30 protein-coding genes, 2 pseudogenes, 1 riboswitch and 1 other annotated feature are annotated in these 26,585 nt (G+C 34.8%); of the genes and pseudogenes, 10 read left to right on the forward strand and 22 right to left on the reverse strand.

The window, feature by feature from the left end; translation table 11 throughout:
- The first annotated feature begins 53 nt into the window (after positions 1-53).
- Complete coding sequence (locus tag ACYVEC_RS25195) at positions 54-335, forward strand: DUF1292 domain-containing protein (protein ID WP_110093246.1); 282 nt, start codon at positions 54-56, stop codon at positions 333-335.
- Positions 336-385: 50 nt separating this feature from the next.
- Here the strand turns inward: ACYVEC_RS25195 and ACYVEC_RS25200 are convergent, their stop codons facing one another.
- From ACYVEC_RS25200 to ACYVEC_RS25225, 6 genes are all read right to left on the reverse strand, one after another.
- On the reverse strand, positions 386-1,456 hold the full coding sequence (locus tag ACYVEC_RS25200; RefSeq protein WP_080468242.1) for a pyruvate kinase: 1,071 nt from the start codon (positions 1,454-1,456) through the stop codon (positions 386-388).
- Between the two features lie 80 nt (positions 1,457-1,536).
- A complete protein-coding gene (locus ACYVEC_RS25205) occupies positions 1,537-2,247 on the reverse strand; it encodes a hypothetical protein (RefSeq protein ID WP_063220918.1) in 711 nt (236 codons plus the stop codon).
- A 337-nt stretch (positions 2,248-2,584) separates the two neighbouring features.
- Positions 2,585-3,343, reverse strand: coding sequence for an SDR family oxidoreductase (locus ACYVEC_RS25210; protein WP_063220917.1), 759 nt, complete (start codon positions 3,341-3,343; stop codon positions 2,585-2,587).
- 56 nt (positions 3,344-3,399) lie between these two features.
- Entirely contained in the window at positions 3,400-5,058 is a 1,659-nt protein-coding gene (locus ACYVEC_RS25215; protein ID WP_460508901.1) for a putative ABC transporter permease subunit, read from the reverse strand.
- Positions 5,051-5,776, reverse strand: coding sequence for an ABC transporter ATP-binding protein (locus tag ACYVEC_RS25220; RefSeq protein WP_063220915.1), 726 nt, complete (start codon positions 5,774-5,776; stop codon positions 5,051-5,053). The genes ACYVEC_RS25215 and ACYVEC_RS25220 overlap by 8 nt, the downstream gene beginning before the upstream one ends.
- 87 nt (positions 5,777-5,863) lie before the next feature.
- Positions 5,864-6,058 carry a hypothetical protein gene (locus ACYVEC_RS25225; RefSeq protein ID WP_063220914.1) on the reverse strand — a complete coding sequence of 65 codons (195 nt, stop codon included), beginning with the start codon at positions 6,056-6,058 and terminating at the stop codon, positions 5,864-5,866.
- Positions 6,059-6,237: 179 nt separating this feature from the next.
- Here ACYVEC_RS25225 and ACYVEC_RS25230 point away from each other — a divergent pair, with 179 nt between their 5' ends.
- Positions 6,238-6,597, forward strand: a complete 360-nt coding sequence (locus tag ACYVEC_RS25230; RefSeq protein ID WP_063220913.1) for a DUF3796 domain-containing protein — start codon at positions 6,238-6,240, stop codon at positions 6,595-6,597.
- On the forward strand, positions 6,585-6,785 hold the full coding sequence (locus tag ACYVEC_RS25235) for a helix-turn-helix transcriptional regulator (RefSeq protein WP_000896323.1): 201 nt from the start codon (positions 6,585-6,587) through the stop codon (positions 6,783-6,785). The genes ACYVEC_RS25230 and ACYVEC_RS25235 overlap by 13 nt, the downstream gene beginning before the upstream one ends.
- Before the next feature lie 78 nt (positions 6,786-6,863).
- On the opposite strand, the gene ACYVEC_RS25240 is transcribed toward ACYVEC_RS25235, so the two are convergent.
- On the reverse strand, positions 6,864-7,826 hold the full coding sequence (locus ACYVEC_RS25240) for a tubby C-terminal domain-like protein (RefSeq protein ID WP_460508907.1): 963 nt from the start codon (positions 7,824-7,826) through the stop codon (positions 6,864-6,866).
- A 176-nt stretch (positions 7,827-8,002) separates the two neighbouring features.
- Positions 8,003-8,710 carry a YjjG family noncanonical pyrimidine nucleotidase gene (locus ACYVEC_RS25245; RefSeq protein ID WP_063220911.1) on the reverse strand — a complete coding sequence of 236 codons (708 nt, stop codon included), beginning with the start codon at positions 8,708-8,710 and terminating at the stop codon, positions 8,003-8,005.
- Between the two features lie 328 nt (positions 8,711-9,038).
- Between ACYVEC_RS25245 and ACYVEC_RS25250 the strand changes: the two genes are divergently transcribed.
- Positions 9,039-9,464, forward strand: coding sequence for a DUF1648 domain-containing protein (locus tag ACYVEC_RS25250; RefSeq protein ID WP_063220991.1), 426 nt, complete (start codon positions 9,039-9,041; stop codon positions 9,462-9,464).
- 95 nt (positions 9,465-9,559) lie between these two features.
- Here ACYVEC_RS25250 and ACYVEC_RS25255 read toward each other — a convergent pair whose 3' ends face one another.
- Both ACYVEC_RS25255 and ACYVEC_RS25260 read right to left on the reverse strand, forming a co-directional pair.
- Positions 9,560-10,582, reverse strand: coding sequence for a tyrosine-protein phosphatase (locus tag ACYVEC_RS25255; protein ID WP_199677924.1), 1,023 nt, complete (start codon positions 10,580-10,582; stop codon positions 9,560-9,562).
- Between the two features lie 179 nt (positions 10,583-10,761).
- Positions 10,762-11,484: a GNAT family N-acetyltransferase gene (locus ACYVEC_RS25260; RefSeq protein ID WP_063220909.1), complete on the reverse strand. Its 723-nt coding sequence runs from the start codon at positions 11,482-11,484 to the stop codon at positions 10,762-10,764.
- Positions 11,485-11,607: 123 nt separating this feature from the next.
- Between ACYVEC_RS25260 and ACYVEC_RS25265 the strand changes: the two genes are divergently transcribed.
- Positions 11,608-12,447 (forward strand): DUF2785 domain-containing protein, encoded by an 840-nt coding sequence (locus ACYVEC_RS25265; protein ID WP_063220908.1) that lies wholly within the window; start codon positions 11,608-11,610, stop codon positions 12,445-12,447.
- 16 nt (positions 12,448-12,463) lie between these two features.
- Complete coding sequence (locus tag ACYVEC_RS25270) at positions 12,464-12,913, forward strand: NUDIX hydrolase (RefSeq protein ID WP_199677925.1); 450 nt, start codon at positions 12,464-12,466, stop codon at positions 12,911-12,913.
- Positions 12,914-13,022: 109 nt separating this feature from the next.
- Here ACYVEC_RS25270 and ACYVEC_RS25275 read toward each other — a convergent pair whose 3' ends face one another.
- The 6 genes from ACYVEC_RS25275 to ACYVEC_RS25300 all read right to left on the reverse strand — a co-directional run bounded on the left by ACYVEC_RS25275 (position 13,023) and on the right by ACYVEC_RS25300 (position 18,067).
- Positions 13,023-13,277, reverse strand: a complete 255-nt coding sequence (locus ACYVEC_RS25275) for a YbeF family protein (protein WP_063220907.1) — start codon at positions 13,275-13,277, stop codon at positions 13,023-13,025.
- Between the two features lie 98 nt (positions 13,278-13,375).
- Positions 13,376-13,756, reverse strand: coding sequence for a VOC family protein (locus ACYVEC_RS25280; protein WP_063220906.1), 381 nt, complete (start codon positions 13,754-13,756; stop codon positions 13,376-13,378).
- A 61-nt stretch (positions 13,757-13,817) separates the two neighbouring features.
- Positions 13,818-14,858 (reverse strand): ROK family transcriptional regulator, encoded by a 1,041-nt coding sequence (locus ACYVEC_RS25285; protein WP_063220905.1) that lies wholly within the window; start codon positions 14,856-14,858, stop codon positions 13,818-13,820.
- 122 nt (positions 14,859-14,980) lie between these two features.
- Positions 14,981-16,174, reverse strand: a complete 1,194-nt coding sequence (locus tag ACYVEC_RS25290) for an MFS transporter (RefSeq protein WP_063220904.1) — start codon at positions 16,172-16,174, stop codon at positions 14,981-14,983.
- Positions 16,175-16,243: 69 nt separating this feature from the next.
- The gene (locus ACYVEC_RS25295; RefSeq protein ID WP_063220903.1) at positions 16,244-16,807 is read right to left on the reverse strand and encodes a maltose O-acetyltransferase; all 564 of its coding nucleotides are present in this window, start codon (positions 16,805-16,807) and stop codon (positions 16,244-16,246) included.
- Between the two features lie 222 nt (positions 16,808-17,029).
- Positions 17,030-18,067 carry a tryptophan--tRNA ligase gene (locus ACYVEC_RS25300; RefSeq protein WP_142332741.1) on the reverse strand — a complete coding sequence of 346 codons (1,038 nt, stop codon included), beginning with the start codon at positions 18,065-18,067 and terminating at the stop codon, positions 17,030-17,032.
- A 5-nt stretch (positions 18,068-18,072) separates the two neighbouring features.
- Positions 18,073-18,280, reverse strand: a binding site (T-box leader).
- A gap of 137 nt (positions 18,281-18,417) precedes the next feature.
- On the opposite strand from ACYVEC_RS25300, the gene ACYVEC_RS25305 reads away from it, so the two are divergent.
- Entirely contained in the window at positions 18,418-19,575 is a 1,158-nt protein-coding gene (locus tag ACYVEC_RS25305) for a 1-deoxy-D-xylulose-5-phosphate reductoisomerase (protein WP_063220901.1), read from the forward strand.
- Positions 19,576-19,603: 28 nt separating this feature from the next.
- Here the strand turns inward: ACYVEC_RS25305 and ACYVEC_RS25310 are convergent, their stop codons facing one another.
- Together ACYVEC_RS25310 and ACYVEC_RS25315 are read right to left on the reverse strand one after the other, a co-directional pair.
- Positions 19,604-20,725: an AI-2E family transporter gene (locus tag ACYVEC_RS25310; protein ID WP_063220900.1), complete on the reverse strand. Its 1,122-nt coding sequence runs from the start codon at positions 20,723-20,725 to the stop codon at positions 19,604-19,606.
- A 61-nt stretch (positions 20,726-20,786) separates the two neighbouring features.
- Complete coding sequence (locus ACYVEC_RS25315) at positions 20,787-21,035, reverse strand: GlsB/YeaQ/YmgE family stress response membrane protein (RefSeq protein ID WP_063220899.1); 249 nt, start codon at positions 21,033-21,035, stop codon at positions 20,787-20,789.
- Positions 21,036-21,266: 231 nt separating this feature from the next.
- On the opposite strand from ACYVEC_RS25315, the gene ACYVEC_RS25320 reads away from it, so the two are divergent.
- Together ACYVEC_RS25320 and ACYVEC_RS25325 are read left to right on the forward strand one after the other, a co-directional pair.
- The gene (locus tag ACYVEC_RS25320) at positions 21,267-21,722 is read left to right on the forward strand and encodes a GNAT family N-acetyltransferase (protein ID WP_063220898.1); all 456 of its coding nucleotides are present in this window, start codon (positions 21,267-21,269) and stop codon (positions 21,720-21,722) included.
- A gap of 43 nt (positions 21,723-21,765) precedes the next feature.
- Positions 21,766-21,907: riboswitch (cyclic di-AMP (ydaO/yuaA leader) on the forward strand.
- Positions 21,908-22,004: 97 nt separating this feature from the next.
- On the forward strand, positions 22,005-22,148 hold the full coding sequence (locus tag ACYVEC_RS25325; protein WP_000945244.1) for a hypothetical protein: 144 nt from the start codon (positions 22,005-22,007) through the stop codon (positions 22,146-22,148).
- A 55-nt stretch (positions 22,149-22,203) separates the two neighbouring features.
- Here the strand turns inward: ACYVEC_RS25325 and ACYVEC_RS25330 are convergent.
- A pseudogene (locus tag ACYVEC_RS25330) lies at positions 22,204-22,958 on the reverse strand (class I SAM-dependent methyltransferase).
- 41 nt (positions 22,959-22,999) lie between these two features.
- Positions 23,000-23,542, reverse strand: coding sequence for a CGNR zinc finger domain-containing protein (locus ACYVEC_RS25335; RefSeq protein ID WP_063220990.1), 543 nt, complete (start codon positions 23,540-23,542; stop codon positions 23,000-23,002).
- A 112-nt stretch (positions 23,543-23,654) separates the two neighbouring features.
- Between ACYVEC_RS25335 and ACYVEC_RS25340 the strand changes: the two genes are divergently transcribed.
- The gene (locus ACYVEC_RS25340; protein WP_063220896.1) at positions 23,655-24,848 is read left to right on the forward strand and encodes an MDR family MFS transporter; all 1,194 of its coding nucleotides are present in this window, start codon (positions 23,655-23,657) and stop codon (positions 24,846-24,848) included.
- Positions 24,849-24,888: 40 nt separating this feature from the next.
- Here the strand turns inward: ACYVEC_RS25340 and ACYVEC_RS25345 are convergent.
- Both ACYVEC_RS25345 and ACYVEC_RS25350 read right to left on the reverse strand, forming a co-directional pair.
- A pseudogene (locus ACYVEC_RS25345) lies at positions 24,889-25,436 on the reverse strand (tetratricopeptide repeat protein).
- A gap of 255 nt (positions 25,437-25,691) precedes the next feature.
- The coding region (locus tag ACYVEC_RS25350) for an RNA-guided endonuclease InsQ/TnpB family protein (protein WP_460508923.1) at positions 25,692-26,585 on the reverse strand (894 nt) is incomplete at its 5' end.

Below are 26,585 nucleotides of genomic sequence, written 5' to 3' on the forward strand. Positions count from 1 at the left end.
TTAGTATGTATGCAGTTTAAATACTCTATTTATTAGAGTCGAACAGGAGGAGAATGAATATGTCTGATATTGAAGTTGGCGAAGTGTTTACTCTTAGCGATGAGAATAATGAGGATCAGGAAGTAGAAGTACTTGGAGCGATGGATGTCGAAGGCGCTGAATATATTGCGGTTGCCTTTGTAGAAGACATTCAAACAGAATCTGAGGATGACATTGATATTTTCTTTTTAAAAGTAGAAGAAGATAATGAGTTTTCATACATTGAAAACGATGAAGAATTTGATAAAGTATCTGCTGCTTTTGATAAAATTTTAGATGAGCAAGAGCAAGAATAATATGAATGAAAAACACGAGGGCGGATGCATATCCGCCCTCTTTTTATTCATTACTCATCCAGAGATTCATGCAGTAATTGCAGTACATCTTTCATCGCAAAAGGACCGTCTTTTTTCACATGCTCAGCAAATTCAGCAACGAGACGTAATGTTCTTACACTTTCAATCGGATGCTCTCCTGACGCACTTTCAGCAGAAAGCATAACAGCATTTGTCCCGTCTAGTACAGCTTGAAACACATCCGTCACCTCAGCCCTTGTTGGAATAGAATGATCTACCATAGATTGCAGCATTTGTGTCGCAGTAATTACATATGTATTCGTTCGATTACATTCCTGAATCATCATTTTCTGCAAGAGCGGAATAAATTGAAACGGCAACTCTACTCCTAAATCCCCTCTTGCAATCATAATTCCATCTACTTCTTTACATATATCTTGAAAATTCTCGATTGCTTCCATCGTTTCTATTTTTGCAATTACATTAGGGGAAGTTTCTTTATACTGTTGTATATAATCTCGTATTTCTTTTATATGGCTAGGTTTTCTTACGAAAGAACATGCAATAAAATCAACATCCTCTTCTAAAAGAAACTGAATATCTTTTTTATCTTTCTCTGTAATAGCTGGTAAACTAACGATTGCCCCTGGTAAGTTCACCCCTTTATGAGATGAGATATTACCACCTGTTTTCACCTTTGTTTCTATTTTATCCGTACTTACCTTTTCAACGATTAACTCAACTTCTCCATCATTCATTAAAATTCTACTACCAACTTTCACATCATTCGTGATTCCTGCATAATCAACACTTGCTTCCTTATTACTCCCTGTAACTGGTTGCGTATGCAAAATAAAAGAATCTCCCGCCTGAAGTGTAATTTGTTCTCCTTTTATTTCACCTAACCTTATTTTAGGACCTTGTACATCCCCTAAAATTTTAATAGAATCATCTATCGATTTGACTAAACGAATGATGTCTTTATGACTTTCATGCGTGCCATGTGATAAATTCAACCGCACTATTTTCATACCATTATTTATTAACTGCGCTAACGTTTCTTTCTTATTACTTGCTGGCCCAATTGTACAAACTCGATCGATTGTCATTTTTATCACCATCCTTTTTCATTAGGATTCCCATAAACTTTAATTACACTCTCAACATAAAAAAGCCTACTCCCACAAGTAGGCTTTTGAAACTACGAAAGTTTCGTTAATAACTGATTTAAATCTTTTTTCGTTTTCGTCGTTAATGACTTCATTTTAGTAATATCTATCTTTTCTTTCTCCGCTCCTACAATTAATGGATACATACTTTGTCCAATTGTTTTATATTCAGCTGGGTGTGATGTTTCTAACTCTTTCTCGATTACATCCCACTTTGCATTAATTTGTTTTCCAAGTTTATTTACTGTTTCTAATTTCGGATTAGCAGCTAACTGCTTATCTAAGCTATCAACTAATGCAGCAACTTCTTTAACACTCGTTTTCACAGCTACACTTTTCTTCGGATCTTTCGTTGTTTTTCCGTCTGAGTTTGTACTTGTACTTTGATCTGTTGTTTTCCCGCTAGTCGTTTGATCATTTGTTTTTCCTGTCGTCTCTTTTTCTTTTGTTTTTACATTCTCGTTTTGAGTTGACGTTTTACCGTTACTTTCTGTTCCTGATGATTCTTTCGTACTTTTTGCATCTTTATCTGTTTTTTCGTTTGAAGAAGTATTTGTTTCTTTGTCATTATCTTTCGTTGTTTTTGACGCTTCATCTGCACTTGTCGTTTTTGATTCTCCTTCATTTTGCACTGTTACTTGCTCCTTCTTTTCTGTCTCTTTATCTGCTGAAGGACTACAAGCTGCCATAGTAAGCATTGTACCAATTGTTATCGAAGCGATAGCGACCTTTTTCATTTTCATATAAATCCCCCTATGTTTATATAATTTATCCTCCCCTTTACGATTCGATTTCCCCTTAAAAAATCCCTTTTCATACGAATTACCATCTTTCCGACAGTAATCTTCATAATAATACGTACAAAAACTGATAAACCAATTTGAATATTCGAGTTTCTTCTACTTCATTTTTCTTCTCTGTAGTAAAAGAAAAAGAGTATATTGTCACATGAAGAATTACGATCTTCATATGACGATATACTCTCCTATCAAATTTTTATCTTTCTTGACATTTTATTTATACAAAAAAATAAAATTTTCTTTCATTTTTTGTTTCTCAACATTTGTTAACATAATATATTTATGAGTAACCACCATTCGAATGAATGACTTGCCCAGTAATCCATTTTGCCTCTTCACTTACTAAAAAAGATATTAAGCGCGCTGCATCCACTGGTTCTCCTACTTTACCTTGCGGGAACTTCCATACTAAGTGATGCTTCATCTCCTCTGTAATCCATCCTGTATTCGTCGGTCCTGGATCAACAGCATTCACTGTAATCCCCTTCTCCATCGCAACTGGTGCTACTGATTTTGTAAATGCTTCAATTGCTCCTTTCGTTGCTGCGTATGCTAGTTCATCAGGCATTGGCCCTAGTGACTGTCCTGAAGTAAGGTTAATAATACTTCCATTCATCTTGCTTGCATAATGTTTTATAAATAATGAACTTAATAACATAGTAGCGCGTACATTTACTGTATAATGTTTATCTAACTGTTCTATATTTAATTCCTCAATTCTCGTATGAGTAGCATACGCTGCATTATTAATTAAAATAGATGGATCACCTAACCGTTCTGATACCATATAAAACAAACGATTTGGCGAATACGACTGCGATAAGTTGATTTCTGCCATTTCACATCGAACACCGTAACTTTCAATCTCCTCTTTCAACAAAAAGGGCTCTTTGTCATGCATTCCCCACGGCATCGCTTTATCATACTGAGACCAGTACGTGAAAAAAATGTCTATCCCTTTTTGAGCAAGCACCTTGCATACAGCTGCACCAATTCCATTCAGACGAGTTGCCCCTGTTACAATTGCTATTTTCTTCACCTTTTCTCCTCCATCTATGGATAAATCCTCTGCACGAATACAGAGGATCTATCTTTTTATTCAATATTTGACAATATACGTTCTGCACCTAATTTTAAAATTTTAATAAAGATATAATTTACAATCGTAAACATTACAAATAAAACGATAAACATAACCCACAGTCCTACTTGAAGGAAGAAGTATAATAGACTTACTCCCGCTACAATAATTAAAGCTATTAAAATATTAGCTAAAAAATTCCACAAAGTTGTATAACGGCTCTTAAATAATTTCTGCTCTGTATCCCAATGAATATCTGCAGTTTGTGCATCCCAGCGTGTGCCAATTAAATTAATTAGCAATAAACCGTTCGCACTTAATAAGAACCAAAGAACCATAAATACTGGAGAAATCCCCGCTACAACTGCCATCGTAATACCGAATACTGCTAAAATGATCACATTAATTAACCAAGCAGTTATCGCTTTCGCAAAAAAGATATCTGAAGCTTTTACTGGTAAATAACGATTCACAAACCATGAACTTCCATCACGTGAAAATGACGTTGTTGCAATAACGTTACTTCCCATTAAAAATAGAGATGCACAAAAGCCTACACCAATTGCAAGCCCTGCTGATTTTGGGTTATCAATATATCCCGTGATCCATTTTAAATTCCCATCTTGCACGAATAAAACAAAGAACAACATAATCGGCATAACAAAAGTTTGTACAATGCAATTTAAGAAAAATTGTGGTGTACGGAATAACGTTTTAAATTCTTTTTTCACATACGCTTTTAAATGTGAACTTTGTACCGTAGATTTCTGTAAGCCTTCTGCTGAAATGACCTCTTTTTTTGCTGTACTCGTTGAAAGTCCAATAACCCCTTTTAAATATGTACGCTCTGCAATGTAATAAAACAACACAAAAAATACAAATGAAATAAGTGCAAAGATTATTACGTATAAAGGTCCCTTCCAATTTGCACTTTCTACTAACGCCACTGCTCCAAAATATGTAGTTGGAAAATAATTCGTCATTTGTACTAAAAGAGAGGATTGATTATTCGCAAGATAACTCGCAATTGCATCTTCAGAAAACGCACTTTTATTTTTCCACTGCATAAATACGTTAATTCCTACAATAAATAGTATACTTACGATTCCGATAAATATATTGCCTCGATCTTTATTTTTCGCTATATTTGTATATCTCATGATTACTGTCATAAGTAACGAAGCTAATACTAACGGCACAATCGGGAAGAGTAAGTAAATCAAAATCATGTATATGTAATATGTAATAAATGCGCCACTTTTTAACCCGTACGTAATAAAGATTGGTAATAAAATGAATGAACTCATTACGTATTGTGTAATTAATACTGTTAAAAATTTTGCCGAAATAATTTGCGCTGGTTTTAATGGTAATGGTAGTAACATTTCAATGTCATTACTGTAATAAAATACAGTTAAAATGTTCGTAATACTCATTAAAAACACCCATATACTCGCAATCGCAAGTCCCATTGCGATAATCATTCCTGGGTCTTGCCCTAATTGTTTCGTTCCCTCATACATTGCGTGCGTTATAGAACCAAACATTAAAAAGCCAACAAATAAAATAGCTGCAAATGAAAATACATACGCCCATCGCTTCTTCTTATCTGTTATGAAATCTGCATAATTTAATTTCAATAATACTTTCGTTAACGTCCAAATTTTACTCATTGCCCGTCATCTCCAAGAACATTTTTTCAAGTGATTCATTGGATTTAAAATGATCTCTCATTTCATCTAAATTCCCTTTAAACTGAAGATTCCCCCTATTAATGATTGCAACGCGGTCACATATTTTTTCCGCCACTTCTAATACGTGTGTAGAGAAAAATACAATCTTCCCTTTATCTGCATGTTCTCTCATCATTTCTTTTAAAATATATGCCGATTTCGGATCAAGCCCTGTTAACGGTTCATCTAAAATCCATACATCTGGCTCATGCACTAGCACACCAATAATAACAATCTTTTGTCTCATACCGTGTGAATAACTTTGAATTTGATCAGATAACGCATTATAAAGATCAAATTTCTTTGCTAAAGACTCGATTCGTTCTTGGCGTACTTCTTTCGGCACTTCATACATATCTGCCATAAAGTTTAAATATTCAATTCCCTTTAATCGTAAAAACATATCTGGGCTATCTGGAACATAACCAAACGTCTTCTTCGCTTCCATCGGATTTTTCATAATATCTTTACCGTTAATTGTAATCGTCCCTTTATCCACCCCATGAATACCAGTAATCATCTTAATTGTCGTTGATTTACCGGCACCATTCGGTCCTAAAAATCCAAAGATTTCTCCGCTGGGCACAGATAAACTTAAATCTTTTACTGCATAGGTAGACCCATTATAACTTTTTGACACATTCGTAATTTCAATCATTCCATCCAATCCTTTCCTTAATTACCAAATAACTATATTGATATTATAGCATACTTCTATTTTTAGATTTTTGTATTTTTCAGTTTTTTAACCTTTAAAATAAATATACAAGCCTAACCCAACGATTAAAACGACAGCTAGTAGAATATAAATCATTGTAAGGCGTTTAATATTTCCCTTTGTCGCTTTACTATAATTTGCATCACCATTTCTTCCAATTAATACCGTCGCAACTACAGTAATCACTACAAGTAATACAACAATCATGATCCAAGTTAGCATCTCTTCCTCCCCCTCCTTACAACCATTTTACAATATTATCCTCTTTATTTCGCAGCATATTTCCTCTTTTTACTATTATTATGAAAAGAATTGGAAAACTATTATTACTATACATTTCCACATGTGATATATTTATAACATAACGTGATTTATTTCTAACATCGAAAGGAGAATCTATCGTGAAAACAACTTGGATAAAATATTTAGGATTTCTCGGTTTCTTCGGTTTCCTCGGATTTTTTTATGAAAAAGGATTGTTTACTCTGTTCTGTTTCTTCTCCTTTTTCACAACGTATAGAACGGTTCAACACGATGAACTATTTGAACAAATCGTCAATAAATCGTGCCGTAATGCCTTTATCGTTACATTACTAACTACCGCTATTATTATGTTTATTGAAATGTTAATTCCAAACCTGACGCTACAAGAGATTGATATCGCTCTTATTTTCGGCACACTCATTCTTACGTTCGGCTTCTCTATGTTCTTTTACGATAAACCTGTTGATGAAATGGAAGATGCGCCATGGCGTTCGTAACGAGAATAAAAGAATACCGCGCCAAATTGAACATGACCCAAGAAGATTTAGCAAAGAGCGTTGGTGTACGTCGTGAAACAATTAGCCACCTCGAAAAAGGAAAATATAACCCTTCCTTACAACTCGCTCACGATATAGCGAAAGCACTTCATAGTACGATTGATGAGATTTTTATTTTTGAGGATTAATTGAGGACACAAAATCACCAGAACCACATAAAAAATACCGGCACTCTTCCCGTGAAGAATACCGGTATTTTTCATTTATCACCCATACAAAACCGCATGAAATACGCTTAACAGTAAGTATTGATCCTCTATATAATCCTCATCATACACATTCATCTCGATATCATACATATCTTCCTCAAGACGAATATTCCAATCTGCAATTACATAGCCTTTTCGTAATAACTTTCCCATTCCAAAAGAAGTTTTGTGAACAACATATTCTTCTCTCTTATATGTAAAGGTAAATAAGAAATTTGCATCCAATAACTTTCCGTCACATACAAGTATTTCATGCTCTGCATCATTATTATCTTTGTACGTTACTAAAATCCTTCTTTGACGCTGCCTACTTACATCCTTTGCAATGACGCGAATATTGTCCTTACTATCCTTTATTTCATAAATAATATTACTACCAACTTTTGGAATGAAATCTAGCACTCTCATCAACGTATTTTTATAATAGCCCCGTACTGCGCCTACTTGTTTGCTTTCATTATAAACCTCTATCGATGTCGTATCCGCTTTACTATCACACAGTCGTTTATAAGAAAGCTGCATCATCCGCTCTCCTCTTAAGTACTGATCAAACGTCACAGGATATTCTATCGCACGCAGTTCCTTATTTAGCTCATATAAATGGCGTTGAACGCTCTCTACTAATGTTGTAGTAGAGATACTCTCCTGAAGTTCAAATTGTTTCCAACTGGAATAAATCTTCCACTGATCGTCTTCTTCATAAAAGAAACCAAGAATTACCTCATCACGGTCAGTCGTTTCATAATTCAGCTGTACGTTCTGTCCATGTTGAACTTGTTCCATCCACTGTCCTAAATAAATGCCGAGTTCTGCGACCTTCATGCATGATTTCTGTAAAAGTACTCTGTCACCCACACAAATCGTTACATCTCCTTCGATAAAGCCCTTTGAATAAGCATCATACCGTGGCTCATCCTTCTTCGGGAGACTTTTGTCTAACTCAAATAAAAATGTTAACATCCTTTATTCACCTCTAGTTGTTACACAGCTCTTTCCTATATTGACCGGAGCAATTTAAAATATATCAACGATTTTTCAAATATATCTATCGTAACTCAAATTATATCAACGATTTTTTCGATATATCGACGATTCGACAAAGAATATCGACTTATCAACAAATCTCGACAACACTACTATACGGTCACCTTTTCTCGTGCTTCTTCCACAATCTCCATAATACGAAGCAGACTCTCCACTTCATAAGTCGGCTTAACACTCGTCATGTTCTCTTTCAAACTCGGATTATACCAACACGTATCAATACCGTAATCTTCTCCGCCTTTCATATCAGAAGTTAGCGAATCTCCAACCATTAGTACACTTGATTTATCCGTAATCCCAAACTTTTCAAATGCATACTCAAAAATCTCTCGCGCTGGTTTTTGGTGGCCGACTTCTTCTGAAATAATAATATGATCAAAGAAGTTGCTTAAAGGTGAATTTCCGATTCTAGATTGTTGCACCTTCGTATATCCATTCGTAATAATACCTAGCTTGCAATCTTGTAGATTCTCACATAATTGCACTGCACCTTCAATAAGATGTACTTCTTTCCCTAAGTTTTCAAGGTATACATCACTAAATTGCTGCGCATCTACTTCTATATTATGAAGTGCAAATAATTGTCTAAATCTATCTACCGCTAATTCACTTAGCGTAATCATTTTATTTTCTAAATCTCTCCATAGGCCATTACTAATCTTTTTATAACTTGCAAGATAATCATTATACCCTGTCGGCATACCAAACTGTACAAACGCGTTATGTAATGCGTTTCTTTCCGTTTCAGGAAAATCTAATAATGTATCATCTACGTCAAATAATATAACTTTATATTTCATTATGCTCTCCTCAACTAGTACGTTATTTACAACTTTTAGTTTCTCATTAATTGTCCCTCAAGTCGAACGTTTTGTTTTTACGAACAGCAATCTTATATTTGTTTAAGACGCACGAGTCATGTTATTCAAAAATAATTAATTGTGAAAATACTATAAATTTGAGATAATTTGGATAATGGGTTCAAACTTTAAACAGGCAATACAGGAATTGTATTACTACAGTTACTTTAGAAGGAGGCTGAAAAATATAGTAAATTCATGGGAAAGACCTAAAATAAAAATCCCAAAAACTAAAAGCGAATGGGTTGGAGATATTATTGGATATTCATTGTTCTTTGGATCAATCATTTTTTTGATTATCATTTGGGGAAGATTACCTGAGGAAGTGCCCGCACATTATAACGCATATGGAGCTGTAGATCGCTGGGGATCAAAGTGGGAACTTTTACTTCTACCAGGAATTGGGGCATTCATACTCCTTCTCATGCAAACTTTAGAAAAGTTTCCAGAAGTTCATAACTACCCAAAAAGATTTAACGAATCGAATGCGAAGCAGTTTTATTTAAATAGCAGAAAAATGCTTAATCAATTAAAAAATGTCTGTTTACTTATATTTGCTTTCATCCAATTCGAAACAGTTTCAATAGCTTTAGATTGGAGCGGCGGTTTTGGAAAATTATTTTTACCGATATTATTAATTGGGACAGCTATTCCCATTATTATAGGCATAATAATGCAACGAAAAATTTCATAATGCGGACAACGATATTCGGTTATCCATCATTTTATGGAATAACATGATATCAACAATAAGAAAAGGAGGCTAATCCACATCAGCCTCCCTCCCCATTATTTATCCTCTAACAATAACTCTTTCATTTCCTCTAACGACTCTTTCGTAAAGCCTAAAGCTTTTTCAGCATACGCTTCAACTGAACCGTATTGCTTTTTAACTTCATCAATCGCAGCTTGCAAATATTCAGCGCGTGCTTCAAACATTGCACCTAATATTGCTCTGCTCTCATCGTTTTGTAGTTTTGCACCTAAAAAGGCCATCATTTTCTCATTTAACTTTTCACGGAAACCGTTACTTAGTAAATAATCTTCCATTACTGTTTTCTCTGGTACACCTAGTAAAAGTAATAATAATGCTGACCCAAATCCAGTACGGTCTTTTCCAGCTGTACAGTGGTTTACTAACGGTAAGTTTTCCGGGTTTTGCGCCAGTTTTAAGAAGCTCACGAATGCTTCATTACCACTTACGAAATCTTGATTCATTTTCACAAGGTATTCGCCTGGTTTCCCTAACATAGAAAGGTCACCAACTTGGAAAAACTCATTTATGTTCAAGTCTTTCGCTAATTCTTGCATAACTGGTAAACAGACTTGACGAGCACCTGTAATCTCCGGGTTCGGCTTATGTTTCACTTCAAAGTCTGTACGATAGTCGCAAATTAACTTTAAGCCAGACTTTTGTAAATACTCAATATCCCACTCTGTTAATCCTGCTAGCTCTTCTGAACGATACAATTTTCCCCATTTCACTTTACGGCCTTCTGTCGTTTCATACCCTCCCATATCACGGAAGTTAAACGCACCTTGTAATGGCAATCTACGCTCAGCTACTGTCACTGCTTGTCCATTACTACCTACTAGTCTAAAATATGGACGCTCAGTTTCACTTAAATTTTCAATTGTATATGATGATTCTCCATCTACTGTTGCAAGTAATTCTCCATTTTCTTCAATATGATCTGGTGAAGTACTCCAATAAATGCGAACTTCTTCTATATTATTTTCCCACTTTATATGTAACGTATTATTTTCATTTCTTTCTACAGTTGCTTGTAGCCAATGTCTTTGCTGCTCCATTCTTTCACCAACGCTTTCTTCGTATAGTCTAATCCTTCTCTATTGTATTATAGGAAAGCATACTTTGTCGTTTCGATTTTTCTTTTTATCTTACAAACAAGCAAAAAGTTCTTTTACTTGTTCAAAATTTGTACACGGATTTCCTCGAAATGAGTTCAAGAGAGTACCTTATTCATCCTTTAAAACTTTCTTACATACCGCTCAGTTGAACTAAGCAACTTACATCCATTCTTATCAAAAACATCCTTCATCCACTCATTTTGTACATTTGCCTCACCGATATAATAAGAGGCACCTATTTCCTTTAAGACAAACATTGCACCTGTAAAGAATGCTGTTTCATACCCTTTATTTCGCATATTTGGAGCGACTGCGAAATACATTAGTTTTCCTTCTTCTAACGTCCCCTTTTCAATATGCGGGATTACAATTCCTATCGGCTCTTCATCGATACTCGCTGTTAAACAATGTTCTTTCCATTGCTCACCAATTTCTTGTAGCATCATATTTACAAATTGATCGTAAGTGACTTGTTCTTCCGTCATTTCACTCCAAAGAGAATAAAAAGTATCTTCTCCTACTTCTTCAATCAGTTTAAAATCAATATCACTTTCTACATCTTCTACTTCGTATATATCCTTAAATACGATTATGTTTTCAGTAACATATTCAAAAGAATACGTTTCGAAGCATTTTTTATACATATCATAATTTGGGCTTTTTGAAGAAATCTCAAAATGCAAGTTTTCTATCCCCTCTTTTTCAGCCTCAGCAACGCAATATTGCACCATTTCCTTTAATTGCTCTTCTGTAAAAATCTCTGCATTATTTTCTTTTATCATGATAGAAGAAGCATTTCTTCTAATTTTAAAATGTTTTTCTAACTGTTCTATAGTCATCATATACTTCCCTCATCTATGTCTTACTCGAATTTCTACTTGTTCTCCTTGCATGAGCAGGATTGTCCTTGAATATATAGAATACTAGAAAACATCGCATCTTTAAAGTGCGGAGGAGGTTCTCCATTGGATATTACAGCGCTGCAACAACAGTTAGAGCTTATACAACAAAATGACTATACGCAACTGCAACATATAGATATAAATGAGTTAACGCTCCATATGCTTCAGTTTATCGGAACGACTGATAGTTACGTTCGTTACCAACTTATATATAAATGTTTTGCACATTTCATTCATCATGAATTCCTTATGGATGATCAACTAAAATTACTGTTGCAAACTTGTTTAAGTGATGAGTATTTATATTGTGACATTTACTCCCCACATACAGATGGGGTTTTCACACGTTCTTACACTATTTCGTTAATTGCGTTAATACTCCAATTCGCTAATTCGCACTACTTTTTTACAGAGGAGGATATCGAAGAAATAAAAAACAAACTCATTACATACACAAACTTAGAAACAGATTTTCGAGGCTATATTGAAAATAAAGGATGGGCTCATTGTCTTGCCCACGTATCTGATGCATTTACTGAAATTGTTCATAATTCTTATACGACCTTTGAATGGTATGAAGAATTAATTCATTGCTTATTAAATAAAATCTTCATTCCATCTGACCTTTTTCATAATAACGAAGATGAACGAATTGTTACGCCATTACTAGCAATGCTGTATCATGACTTCCCGCAAGATGAGTTAATTTCTATTATTTATAAAAAAATAAAAAGGCTTCCTCAAATTAGAAAACGCCTTTCGTTAAATGAATATTGTATTTTATGCGCCAACATTAAAACCTTTTTACGCACATTATTTTTTAGGACGAAAGATGATCATAACTTAGCTTATGCAGCACGTAAAACAGAAAGAATGTTAAAGGAACTCCCCAATTATTATTAAATGTAAGGAGAAAAATATGGGTTATATCGAAGACATGAGAAATTTAGTAGGAAATCATCCACTTATTTTAATAGGTTCACACGCCATTATATTAAATGAGAAAAATGAAATATTACTGCAGCTCCGCACAGACTTTAACCGCTGGGGTATTATTGGCGGCGCCTTAGAATATAACGAAACGTTAGAAGACGCGTTACAGCGAGAAGTATATGAAGAAACTGGACTTATTATTAAAAATCCAGAACTATTCCGCACATACTCAGGACCAGATTACTTTCAAATCTATCCAAACGGCGATCAAGTACATGGTGTACTCGTTATTTATATTTGCCGTGAATTTCATGGTGAACTTAAATGTGATCAAGCTGAGTCAAAAGAATTGCGCTTCTTCCCGCTTGATAAATTGCCTATTACTCTTCATCCAGTTATTAAGCGTATTATTAAGGAGTTTCAGCAATCCAATTAACAAATGTTACATATTTTATATAGAAATAAAACAACCTCATTTCCCGTCATGATAACGCGAAATGAGGTTGTTATCGTTCACCGTAAATCCCTATTTCCCCAAATTGATATTAACGTTCTCTTTCTACAACTTTATATCCCTTTATAAAAAGTATAGTTATATAAGAAATAATGAATGAAAAAATAGTATACATGCCCACCCAAAAGAAAAATGATGGATCGTACAATGTAACACTTAACATAAGAAAAATAAGAAATGTTACCATTGGCATCACGTAAAATGTACCTACTTTATATGTCACAGCTATTGAAAAAATACAAATAAGCAATGGATATATACAGAAAATCAAAATTGACTCACTCAATGGTATGTCCCCCTTTCTGAAGAAATAATAGATTTCTTATAATCGTTTTGGGGAACAACAAAGTTTTATAGTTTTATTCGTTATTAGTAAATAAAATGTTAGATCGTTATCTCAATCTGATTTCCTTCAGGATCACTTACTACACTTTCATAGTAACCATCCCCTGTAGTACGCGGGCCGTTTAACAGGGGGTATCCTGCTTCTCTTAATGTATTAGTTAATTCGTTCACTTTTTCTTTACTACCTACAGAAAAAGCAATATGCGCATATCCTATTGTTTGTATTTGTACTTTCTCGTCTATCCCTACCTGCTTCATAAGTTCTAGACGCGCACCGCCTTCAAAAGTTATAAAATAAGATTCAAACTGCTTTTTCGGATTGTGATATAAGCTATTTTCTTCACCATTAAAGTACTGTTTATAGAAATCACGCATTCCTTCTAAATCATTCACCCAAATTGCTACATGTTCAATTTTCATAATCGACACCTTTTCTTTTATGTTATTCAACTGACAATTGGATGCTTCATTGCCAGCACATTTAATTTTCTTTATTTGTTGTCGTAATCATAAGATCAAGTCCAAGACTTTTTAATCCGTATAAATAATCTTCTTTCCAATTACTCGCTGTTATTTTCGGAATATGTTCTGCCGGAATGTACTTCGGACAACTTTTTACAATTTGATCTATTACAAATTGGTTCACTTCATCATCACAGAAGATGAATCCATGAGGGTTAATAATCGCTATACATGTAGCTATTAAACGAGTAATAGCATCTATATTATATTCCTCTGGATTATTAGAATTTTCAACTTCGTCTCCACTTCTCAAAGCTTGCAAGAAATTTTTATTATCATATTGCGGAACAAAAGATATCTCTCCTGAGAAAAACGTACTTCCGCGTACAACATCTCCATTTACCATAATCCCCGCACCTGGGCCATTTTGACCTGAATACAAATATACAAGTGAGGAATTTTCATTGTTTCCAGTATTTTTATGATAGCCGAGTACTGCAGCATTCATATCGTTTTCTATTACTACTGGTATAGAAAACAGTTCCTCCAAGTGACTTTTCAAATTAAAATTTTGGAACTTTTCATATCCAGGAATATAAAAAATACGACCATTATCGACCGAACCAGGCACACCAATTGATATAGAACTTATTTTCGGGAATGTAGCGATAAGACCTTCAATATGTTTAGATAATAGATTTACTCCCGTATCAATTAACATACTTGAAGTACTTCCTTGTTCTTTTACTTCCCCTAAACAGTTAAAAATTGTATAGTTTGTCTCATTCTTTTCTAAAAATATCGCTAAACCTAACATATATTCTGGATTATATTCATATCGTTTCGCTCTTCTTCCACCACTTGAATCATCTAAACCAGCTAAAGTGACTTCACCATCTTGTTTCATTTTTTCTATAAATTTACTTATCGTTGGAAAACTGATTTCTAATGTATTACTAAGTTCAACTTTCGTTGCACTACCTCGCTCCAGAAGAACTGTACGAATGCCGCGAAGGATTGTCTCTTTAATCGATTTTTGAGTAACAAATTGTTCACTCAAATCGCTCACCACCTTAGTCAACATACTTATTAAACACTTTTAATAAGTTGCGTTGACAATATATCATACATCATTTTCTAAAGCAATAGAGATGATATATTTCTACTAGCGGCACTCCGTATTTAACTCGATGTATTCTCTCTCGTAACAGGCGATACAATTCCAGACAAGATAACAAATAATAAAACAGCTAGCAAAGCATTACGTATTCCGAATGCTTCTCCAAGTATCCCTAAAAATGGTGGTCCGACTAAAAACGCTGTAAAACCGATTATAGAAACTGTCGCAACATTAGAAGTCGCATTTTCGCCGCCATCTCCAGCAGCAGAAAGACCAATTGGGAAACCTAGCGCGGCACCAATCCCCCACAGTACTACACCAAGTGCTAGAAAATATGAGTTACTCCAAAATATGACAATTGTCATTCCTATAATAGCCATCATAATAGTAGCACGTACAACAGCGACACGACCAAATCGATCAAGGAAATAACTACTACACATACGTGCTAACGTCATTGCCAATACAAAAATGGTGTACATAATAGAACCTGTCACAACACTTTGCTGATGTCCATCTACTATCACGATAGGTAGCCAATCATTCGCACTTCCTTCTGCAAATGCCATTCCAAGCACGAAAAGACCAAGTAAAAGCACCTTTTTTTCCATACGTAAGGACGTAAGTTTCGCTCGTTTTTTGTTCCGTGATTTCTCTTTCTTTCCTGTTCCATGCGGAAGAAAACGATATACCATACATACAAGTAATACAAACACGACCGAAATCGCAAGAAACTGATACAAAATTGGAATGTGAAGCGTGGCGGCGACAGAGCCACTGAGCGCACCTACTAAAGTTCCTACACTAAAAAAGCCATGGAACTTCGGAAGAAGAGTTGTTCCTAATTTTTGCTCAATAGAAGAACCCTCTACATTCAATGCAACTTCTGCTAATCCATATCCTACTCCAAATACTAGTAAGCTACCAAAAGCCCCCATACTAGAAGCAAAATAAATATTAATACCTAAACAAAGTAATCCAACGATCATAAAAAACATACTACCTATAATAACGTCTCTAGCTCCCTTACCGTCAATAAAATGACTTGCACTCAGTAAACCAATTATTGAACCGACAGATAATCCGAACAAAATCCAGCCCATTTCTGCATTTGACACTGCTAAAATATCTCGAGTAGCTGCTGTTCTTGAAATCCATGTAGCAAATGCCACACCTGGCAAAGCAAATAAGAGAAACAGAGCGTTTCGAGAGGCCAGTAATGTCTTTGTATGATTATCCGCACTATTTTTCTCCATATGAAACACCTTTCATATTGTCTATACGATACGACACCAGTTTATTCATGTATCCGTAAAAAGCGATTTCTATAAGTCTATCGTTTTAATAACTTTAGCTGGATTACCACCAACTACTACATTATTAGGTACATCTTTTGTCACAACTGCCCCTGAAGCAATTACAGCGTTGTCTCCAATTGAAATACCAGGGTTAATAATAGCTCCCCCGCCAACCCAAACGTTGTTACCTATCTTTACCGGCTTTCCATATTCTTTGCCAGAATTCCTCTCTACCGGATGTAACGGATGCGTAGCAGTGTAAATGTGAACACCAGGTGCAAACATACAATTATCACCGATTCGCACTTCACAAACGTCTAAAATCACACAATTGAAATTTGCGAAAAAGCTCTTTCCAACATGGATATTGTAGCCGTAATCACAACGAAAATCAGGATTAATTTGGGCTTTCCCATCAGCTGAAGAACCTAAAAGCTGATTTAATAACGTAAAACGTTGTTCATCCCCTGTCTCCATCGCATCGTTATAAAGGCGTGTTAAACGTTTTGCCTCCACCCTATCAGCCACTAATTCTTCGTCATCCGCAATATACATTTCTCCTACCAACATCTTTTCTTTCTCTGTTCTCATACATTCATCTCCTTCGTTATCGAATGGATTCCACTTATTAAACGACTTTAATAAGTGGAATTAATTATACTTATTAAACACGTTTAATAAGTATCCCTATATTAACATACTTTTTAAAATGTGCAATTAATAAACTTCGAAAAAAGATGCGAATTCCTCATTTTACAAGTGGATATAACGAATAAAATAATTAAAATTCATATAGAAAAAACAAGGGAACACTTAACGTCCCCTCTCAAATCCAATCCGTTTTTTAATTTCCGCTAAATTTACCTTCGCGATTTCTCTTGCTCGTTCAGCACCTTTTTCTAGCGCTTCATATAATAAATTTGGCTCCTGTATATACATTGCATATTTCTCCCGAGGTGCTGCTAACTCACGATCTACAACGCGGAATAACTCTTTTTTCACATCGCCCCATCCGATTCCAGTCTCATATTTTTCACGTAATGACTGAATTTCATCTTCTGTTGCAAATTCTTTATATATCGTAAATAACGTTTCTAGTTCTTTCGGTTCATTTGGAAGTGATGAATCTGTTTTGATTTTAAATATTAATTTCCGTAGTTTTTCTTGCTCTGCAAATAATGGGATCACATTCCCATAACTTTTACTCATCTTTCTTCCATCAAGACCAGGTAATATTGCTCCTTCTTCTTGTATGACATACTCTGGAAGTGTAAATGTCATGCCGAATGTATGGTTAAAATACGTGGCAATATCACGCGCAATTTCAATATGCTGAATTTGGTCTTTCCCGACTGGCACATGAGTAGCTTGAAATAGTAATATGTCAGCCGCCATTAGAATCGGATACGTATATAACCCCATATTCACTCCAGCATCGACCTCTAACCCTGCCTCTTTATTTTGCTCTACTTTCGCTTTATACGCATGAGCACGGTTCATAAGCCCTTTCGGAGTTAGGCACGCTAATATCCAAGCCAATTCTAAAATCTCCGGCACTTCTGTTTGTCGGTAAAAAATAACATCTTCTCCAAGTCCAAGCGATAACCAAGTAGCAGCTACCTCTTTCGTATAACTACTAAACTGACTTGGATCATGCACAGCATTTAACGCATGATAATCAGCTATAAAGTACAATGCTTTTCCTTTATTATTTTTTGACATTTGCAATGCCGGTTTAATCGCACCAATATAATTTCCTAAATGCGGATAACCTGTCGGCTTAATCCCTGTTAACATTATTTTTTCACTCATTCTAACTCCTCCTTTCTCAAAATAAAAGGAGCCCCTCATCCTTAAAAAAGGACGAGAGACTCCCGCGGTACCACCTTAATTAGCTATCATTATAGCTCACTTCAACTTCTTAACGTGAAGCAACCGTCTTTACCTACTCATTTCAGTTAGAAGCTCCAGAGCCCATTCCATATTCATCCCTTACTGATTTCCACCACACATCAGCTCTCTGAAAAGTTTCGAATATGTACTCTTCTCTTTCATTGCTTTTGCTTATTTTTTACAGTTTATCACATTTCACTTCCAAACAAACCCGAATTTTCTATTTTATATAGCAGGAATTTCCACTTCAATTGTCTAATAATATATAGGTTTGCAGAAATACTCGAAACAACTTTGGAGGTTTTTTCATGGTAAAATATATATCCATTTTAGGTTCAACAGGATCCATCGGCACATCTGCATTAGATGTTGTTTCAACTCATCCTGAACATTTTAAAATCATCGGTTTAACCGCAAATTATAATATCGATCTTCTTGAGCAACAAATCAAAACGTTTCAACCTCGTATTGTAAGCGTCGCGACAAAAGAATTAGCAGACATGCTTCGTACGCGTATTTCAACCAACACAAAAATCACATATGGAACGGACGGCTTAATTGCGGTAGCTACTCATCCTGATTCAAATCTTGTATTAAGTTCTGTTGTCGGTGTTTCCGGACTACTTCCAACGATTGAAGCATTAAAGGCGAAGAAAGATATTGCCATCGCTAATAAAGAAACGTTAGTTGCAGCTGGACATATCGTAACTGAACTGGCGAAACAAAACGGATGTCGTTTAATTCCAGTCGATAGTGAGCATTCAGCTATTTTCCAATGTTTAAACGGAGAAAATAATAAAGAAATAGACAAATTAATTGTTACAGCTTCTGGCGGTGCATTCCGTGATAAAACACGTGAAGAAATGAAAACTTTACAAGCAAAAGATGCTTTAAAACATCCAAACTGGTTAATGGGGGCAAAACTAACGATTGATTCTGCCACATTAATGAATAAAGGATTCGAAGTAATGGAAGCAAGATGGCTATTTGATATTCCTTATGAAAAAATTGATGTAATGATTCATAAAGAAAGTATTATTCATTCTTTAGTAGAGTTTATTGATGGATCAGTTATGGCACAGCTCGGTGCTCCTGATATGAGGATGCCGATTCAATATGCGTTTCACTACCCTAATCGGCTACCTTCTTCTTATGAAAAATTAAATTTATTAGAAATTGGTAGTTTGCATTTTGAAAAACCAAATTTAGAGAAGTTCCCCTGTCTACAATACGCATTTGAATGTGGCAAAATTGGCGGTACAACTCCAGCCGTATTAAATGCAGCGAACGAAATTGCAAATGCACTATTTCTTAAAAATGAAATTGCATTTTTCGATATCGAAAAAACAATTTACAATACAGTTGAAGCTCATCATAACGTAAACGACCCTTCTCTAGATGCTATATTAGAAGCGGATCAATGGGCACGCCAATATGCACATCAATTGTTAATAAAAAAGAGCTAAAACAGATAATACTGTTTTAGCTCTTTTTTCACGTATTCAACTTAACAAATCTATAACCATGCGTAACTAACACTTTTAATATCGCATATCCTGGGATCGCTAAAATAATCCCCATAATTCCAAATAAATTTCCGGCAGTTAAAATAATAAATATGATTGTAATCGGATGAATATCTAGCTTTTTCCCCATGACTTGCGGAGAAATAAATTTACCTTCTGCTAATTGTACAACCATCATTACAATAATTACCTTTAAAACCATCCCTGGCGAATCAATAAATGCGATAATTAACGCTGGTGTAATTGCAATGATTGGTCCTACATACGGAACGATATTTACAATCATCGCTAAAATAGCAAGCAGTACTGCATATTTAATACCGATAATAAGGTAACCAATTAATAACATAATACCGATAAACAAACTAACGATAATTTGTCCTCTAATATACGAACTAATCGCATAATGCATATCATCTAGTATTCTCATTGCTGCCGGTTGTCTTTGCTCTGAAATGAACTTTAAGAAATGATTCGGCAATTGCTCACCATCTTTTAAAAGATAGAACAATATAAACGGAACCATTACAAACGTTAAAACCACTTCTGTAACAGTGCTTAAAAATCCAGTTACATTTCCTGTTACTGATGATAATGACTTCGTAAAATCAACTGTGTAGTCTTTTACCATACTCGCTACATCAATATTTAAATTCTCCTGAATTTTGCTCAGTAAATTACTTTCTCCAAATCTACGTGCTGCTCGTTCGATTTCATGACCGAAATACGGTAAGTTATCTATTAATGCATCAATTTGATCTTTAATAATAGGAATAACCGTTAAAACTAAGAACACAAATAATCCAATTACGATTAAGTATATCGAGGCTATCGATACGATTCTTGAAACACCTTTCTTTTCAAGGAGTGAAACGAATGGATGCAAAATATAAAATAGTACGCCCGCTAATAATACCGGGAAGAAAATTGTTTTTAAAAAGACGATAAACGGAGTAAACACAAAAGAAATTTTTGTTAGCAATAAAATATTAATGAACAATAATGCAAATCCAAGTAGCACTGCTAAATAATTGTGTTCTCTAAAAAACTGTTTCAGCTTGTCCCTTTTTCTTATATTTATTTTCTCCAACTAAACCACCTCTTCGAATGATGAAAAGCCCTTATTCAGGGCTTTTCATCATAATCTATATTTATTTCCTTGCAGCTTTCACTACAAATGATACAATAAAAATTAACACGATTGCTCCTAATAATGCTGGCACAACATGAATCCCACCAAATGATGGCCCAAAAGATCCAAATAATCTACTGCCTAACGAAGCACCTAATAAACCTGCGATAATATTTCCAAATATACCACCCGGAAAATTTTTACCCGTTATAGAACTAGCAATTGCACCTATAATAGCACCAACTATTAATGTGATAATCCATCCCATCTTTAGTCCTCCATTTCTATTATAGTCTGTATGCTCAAATACAAGAGTAGCAAAACTCTTATTTAAGATTACAAATTCATTTACACTAACCATATTCTACTATAGAAAGAAACGGAAGAGTAATATATGTAAGGAGATACATATATTATATGCAAAAAAGAAAATCATTGTCAAACTTACCCAAAAATCAATTATATTAATATACCATATTCAAAGGAGGCTTCATTATCTATGATTCTTAAGTTAAATGCCACTTCTTGTGAAGTAGCAGCATCTATTTTACAAGTTCAAATTCCGGCTTATAAAATTGAAGCAAACTATTTAAACAGTACTGCAATCCCCCGTTTATATGATACTGTAAACGATATTCAAAATTGCGGTGAAACATTCTATGGATATTTTTCTGAAAACAAACTTGTCGGCTTTATTTCTTTTATGCAAGAAGAACAGCTCATTGATATCCACAGATTAGTTGTATCGCCCGATTTTTTTCAAAAAGGAATCGCAACGAAACTCCTAATTTATATTTTTAACATGTTTCCTTCTTCCACGACATATATTGTACAAACAGGTAAAGCAAATACCCCTGCTATTGCATTATATAAAAAACACGGCTTCCTTGAAGTAACCGATATAAAAATTACCGATCGTATGATTCTTACACAATTAAAAAGACAGAAAACATGAAATAGTTTGACTCATTGATTTATTTATGTTATCTTTTACTTTATAATACCTTTTGCTGAGTCCAAATTTTGGAGCGGGGGAACCACTTTTGTAGCTATGCTACTTGGGGCGAATCTTTTTTAAGTAGGGAACTCTCACTTCCCGAGTCCGACAGCTAACCTCGTAAGCGTAATGGGAGAGGAAGGTGCTTTTTGCCTATGCTACACATTTTGCCTCCTTAGTTATAAATATGGGAACGATACCAAATAGTCACCTATATTTATAGAAAAGGAGATATGTATTATGTTACGTTTATCTGATCACGCAATCAAAATGATGGAGCAAAGACTTCGACTCGAGCAACACCGCACATATCAAGCAAATAAAATTGTAGATAACTTACATCATAAATACTTCTTTCAACATATTTTTCAGCCGAAAAGATAAGTACTAACCTTTAACAAAATACAGCGTACGCCGAAAAAAGCGTACGCTGTATTTTTCATTTCCTTGCCTTCACAATAAAAGTAGTCGGCACCATTCTAGCTTTATATAAAGAATAATACTTCGTAGAAGGCTCCGCTAATTCTTCAGCAAATGAGCTAGCTGGTTCAGGCTCTTCAATCCTCTCAATTGTAAAACCAACTCTATGTAACTCATTTATGTATGTACTCATTTTTCTTTTATATAACGTTGCTTGTACATTTTCCCCTTTAAATGTTTCAAACGTAATAGGCGTTTCCTCATGATAAGAAGACTTTATAGTAACTTCTTCTGTACCATACTGTAAGTTTGAATATACGGGATGCTCCCAGCTAAAAATAAAACTTCCTCCTGGCTTTACATACGAATAAATCAATTCCAACGTTTTTCTTAAATCCGAAGTCCAACCTAATGCATAAATGGAATATACAATATCAAAATACCCTTTCGGAATATCTCCTTCCTCTTCCATTGCTCCGCATACTAACTTTGGATTCCAACACTTTAACGTTTCATTCGCTGTTTTAATTTGTTCACTTGAAAGATCAAGACCCCATACTTCCTCTGCCCCATGTTCTGCCATATATTGCAACGAATGACCACTTCCACACCCTATATCAAGAACCTTTTTATTTCTGATTGAATCGAACAAATGAATCTCATCTTCAGACGCTGTATACGGACCATATTTCGGTAAACAATCCACTTGAAAAAATAAGGTGCAACTGTATCCCAACACTTTTTATTTAAAGCTAACATTTGTGTACTTTCCATACCCTTCATTCCCCCATCCTATTTTCTTCCCCTAATATTAATTACACATCATAACCCGATCTCCCTTTTCTCTTCGCTCGGTAGTTTTTTACTTTTGCAATTGTACCGCACGCTCTTCCTCCTTCTTCTCCAGCATACATACCGCACCATCTTTTACTTCCATTACGCGAATGATCATAAAATACCCAGCGACAATCTGGACATGCTTTTAACCTTCCCCACCAATTTTCTTGAATCGAGATAAACACAATGCTTAATATTTTTGTATACACATTCTCTTCGTATACTGGTTCATATGTAATACCTTTCATATGTTCCTTTATATGTACATGAAATGGGTATTTCTCTAACCATTTTTGCAACGATCCTTCACCTTCAATCGTCATCCGAATATCTTCTCGAAAACTTTTTAATTCCTCTATCGTATGAAAAGGGAACTCTTCATGAAAATATTTTTTCATAAATTTCTTTATATCCCCTTCTGTTTGTATCAAATCAATTGGCTCTCTCGTATCGTTTGGTATTTTCCATGTATTTAAAAATTCCCGAATATATTCTAATTCATGTGGTGCGTTCTGATTCAATTCCATTCACCTTCTTCTTAAAATTTACTTTTTTCTGACTTTATGTATAATTATAATATAAAATCGTTAACCATCAATTAATTTTACCGGTTACAAAATTAGGAGGAGTTCTATGAAAAGTTTCTCAATACCGATACGTTTCATGCTTATTTCTTCATTTTTTATGTCTTTTGGGTATTTTGCAGTATACGCATTTTTAGCTATTTATCTATTAACCTTTCTCCATTTTTCAGCTATTCAAGTAGGAACAGTGTTGACGGTTATGACAATCACATCACGAGTTATCCCTTTATTCTCAGGATTAATTGCTGACAAAATAGGCTATATCATTATGATGATAGCCGGATTATTTTTAAGAGGAATCGGATTTATCGCTTTAGGAATATGTTCTGATTTCTATACAATTTCTATTTCCTCTGCACTTATTGGCTTCGGAACTGCATTTTACGAACCTGCTGCTCGCGCCATATTCGGCTCACAACCAGCTCATATGAGAAAAAATTTATTTACATATTTAAACCTTAGTTTTAATTGCGGTGCAATAATTGGACCAATTGCAGGAGGGTTCTTACTTTTACTTGATCCAATCTATGCTTTCTCTCTAACAGGATCTCTTATGCTGTTATTCGCTTTTATCTTTTACTTACTTAAAAATCACTTCCAGGTCACTACTGAACACACGTCTATTACATTAGGAATACAGGCTATCTTACAAAACAAGTCTTTCATTCTGTTTTCATTTATCATGATCTTCTTCTATATTATGTTTACTCAGCTTACTGTCGCACTTCCACTTCATATGAAAAACATTAGTAATAGCAATCAGCTTGCTACACTAGTTATTACGATAAATGCAATAACAGGCGTCGTATTTATGGTATTATTCCGAAAACTATTTCACAAATACAACACACTTTCCATTATTAAATACGGCGTTTTATTAATGAGTATTTCCTTTTTACTCATTCCTTTATTTCAACACCCATATTGGCTATTTATTTGTGTAATTTTATTTACAATCGGTGAAACACTCGTATTGCCTAACGCTGATATCGCTATTGCAAATTACAGTAACGAATCATATACAGCTACTTACTTCGGATTTTATCAACTATCACTCGCATTTGGTTTTATCATCGGTAATTATACCGGTACATCTTTTACATCCAACCTAAACGGAATGTATACACCATGGCTTATTTTCGGTGGAATAGGACTTATTGGTTTTATTTCACTACATATTTTAAATATTAAAAAAGGGTCCTCTAAAGAGGATATATACCTATGTAATACAAGCGACCTATAACGAAAAAGATTCGACCATCATATTTGACAGTCGAATCTTTTTATTTTTCATATTCAAGATGCTTATGTCTTTTACAACCAAATAAATAGCAAGCCCCTATATAATCAGTTTCAAATTCTAACCCTGGAACATATCCAGATTTGATACGTTCTATCATTGTTTTATAACAATTATTCTCTTCTGTATATTCCTCAATTAACTCTTTCTTATCGTTTTCTGTCCAGTTCTCTTCTACTTCTTCATTCTGAACATCTTCTATTTCTGATGTTTTCGCTTCGATAGATTCCCGTATAACTTCATTTATACGCAAGAAAAATTCCGAAGCTTCTTCCAGCTCTCCAAGATTATAATGAGCTACAGCAATACAGCAACATTGTGATATGCTTCATTGGATGGTTGAATCGAAATAGATTTTTTTAATGCTTCTTTCGCTTCTTCCCACTTTTTTTGTTTCATGTAAATTTCCCCTAAGATGTTATAAGGAAAGTATGAAGAAGGATTCAACTTAACAACTTCTCTTATTAATTCAAGAGCTTTATCATCATTCTCTTCCCCGTCAACTACCCCCACTGAGATGAAACATTTCAGTGGGGGCTTGAGTTTGAACGCTAGGTCTTTTCGTCTATCGCTAGACAGGTTGACGCTCTAGCATTCATGCCACCTTATGGTAACACCCCAAGTATGTTTTTGGTTGGTACTGGCAACGAACTATCGTTTTCCCACTTGCACCACCCTTTCGAAAAAGAGCAATTCTTCCTTGTAGAAGAAGCCACCCCTCAGATGAATCCGGCGTGTGCTACAAGCCCCGACAAGTCGAGTACACATGGATGGTTGACACACCCACTAAGCTATGCACGAAGCAACAGCCTTACGTTTTTGCACTTCTAATAGAATTGGCGTTTTCACTGTGAGATTGTCATCCAATTCTACAACTCTTGATTTTTGCAATGTATTCAATGCACCATTAATATCAGCATGGATACATGTTCCTGCTTTACTTTGGTACAGACCACGCGTGAGTCGTTTTCCACTAAAGCAATAATGAGTTTTACCATCCTTAGACCAAACTGGAACCGGATCTTTATCAAGAAAACTAGCTTTTGAAGTATAGCTTTCTTCTTGTTTTAAAAATCGGATGCCTTCTTTTACACATTTATTCTCAATTGCTGCAATCAGTTTATGAAATGGGATTTGAACAAACTTTTGATTATTCTTTTTTCCCATATCAGATTTTTGTTTCCAACCTGTGTTATACCCTACAACAATAGTATCTATATCGAATTCTTTCACTTTTTTAAACAACAGGCCTACTGTTTGTGAAATGTAACCGTTTATTTGTTGTTCTCGTTTATGCCAAAGTGCAGCCATTTTATTCGTTACAACGCGTTTTGAAAGTCCATTTTCTATATTTTTCTGTTGTAGATTACGTATCATTTTGTTGAAGTATTGGTTAATGGATTTTAGTTTTTTCCCATCAATTAAAAATGCATCACCTGTATTGGTTGCGCAACTTACTAATCTGTCTACACCTAAATCGCAACTCAAAGCGTTACTAGTAGTCGTGAATTGTTTCTTCATTTGAGAAACGTGCATTTCATATGTATAATGCACCTCAAAGAACCGACCTTTTTGCTTCGGTACAATCTCAATGTAGGAGATTTTTTTATTTCTCAAGTTTTTAGGCATACGTATTTGAATGGAACCGAATTTTTTCCTGAATGCCACATTCATCGGAAT

Source organism: Bacillus sp. MN7755 (assembly GCF_054771475.1).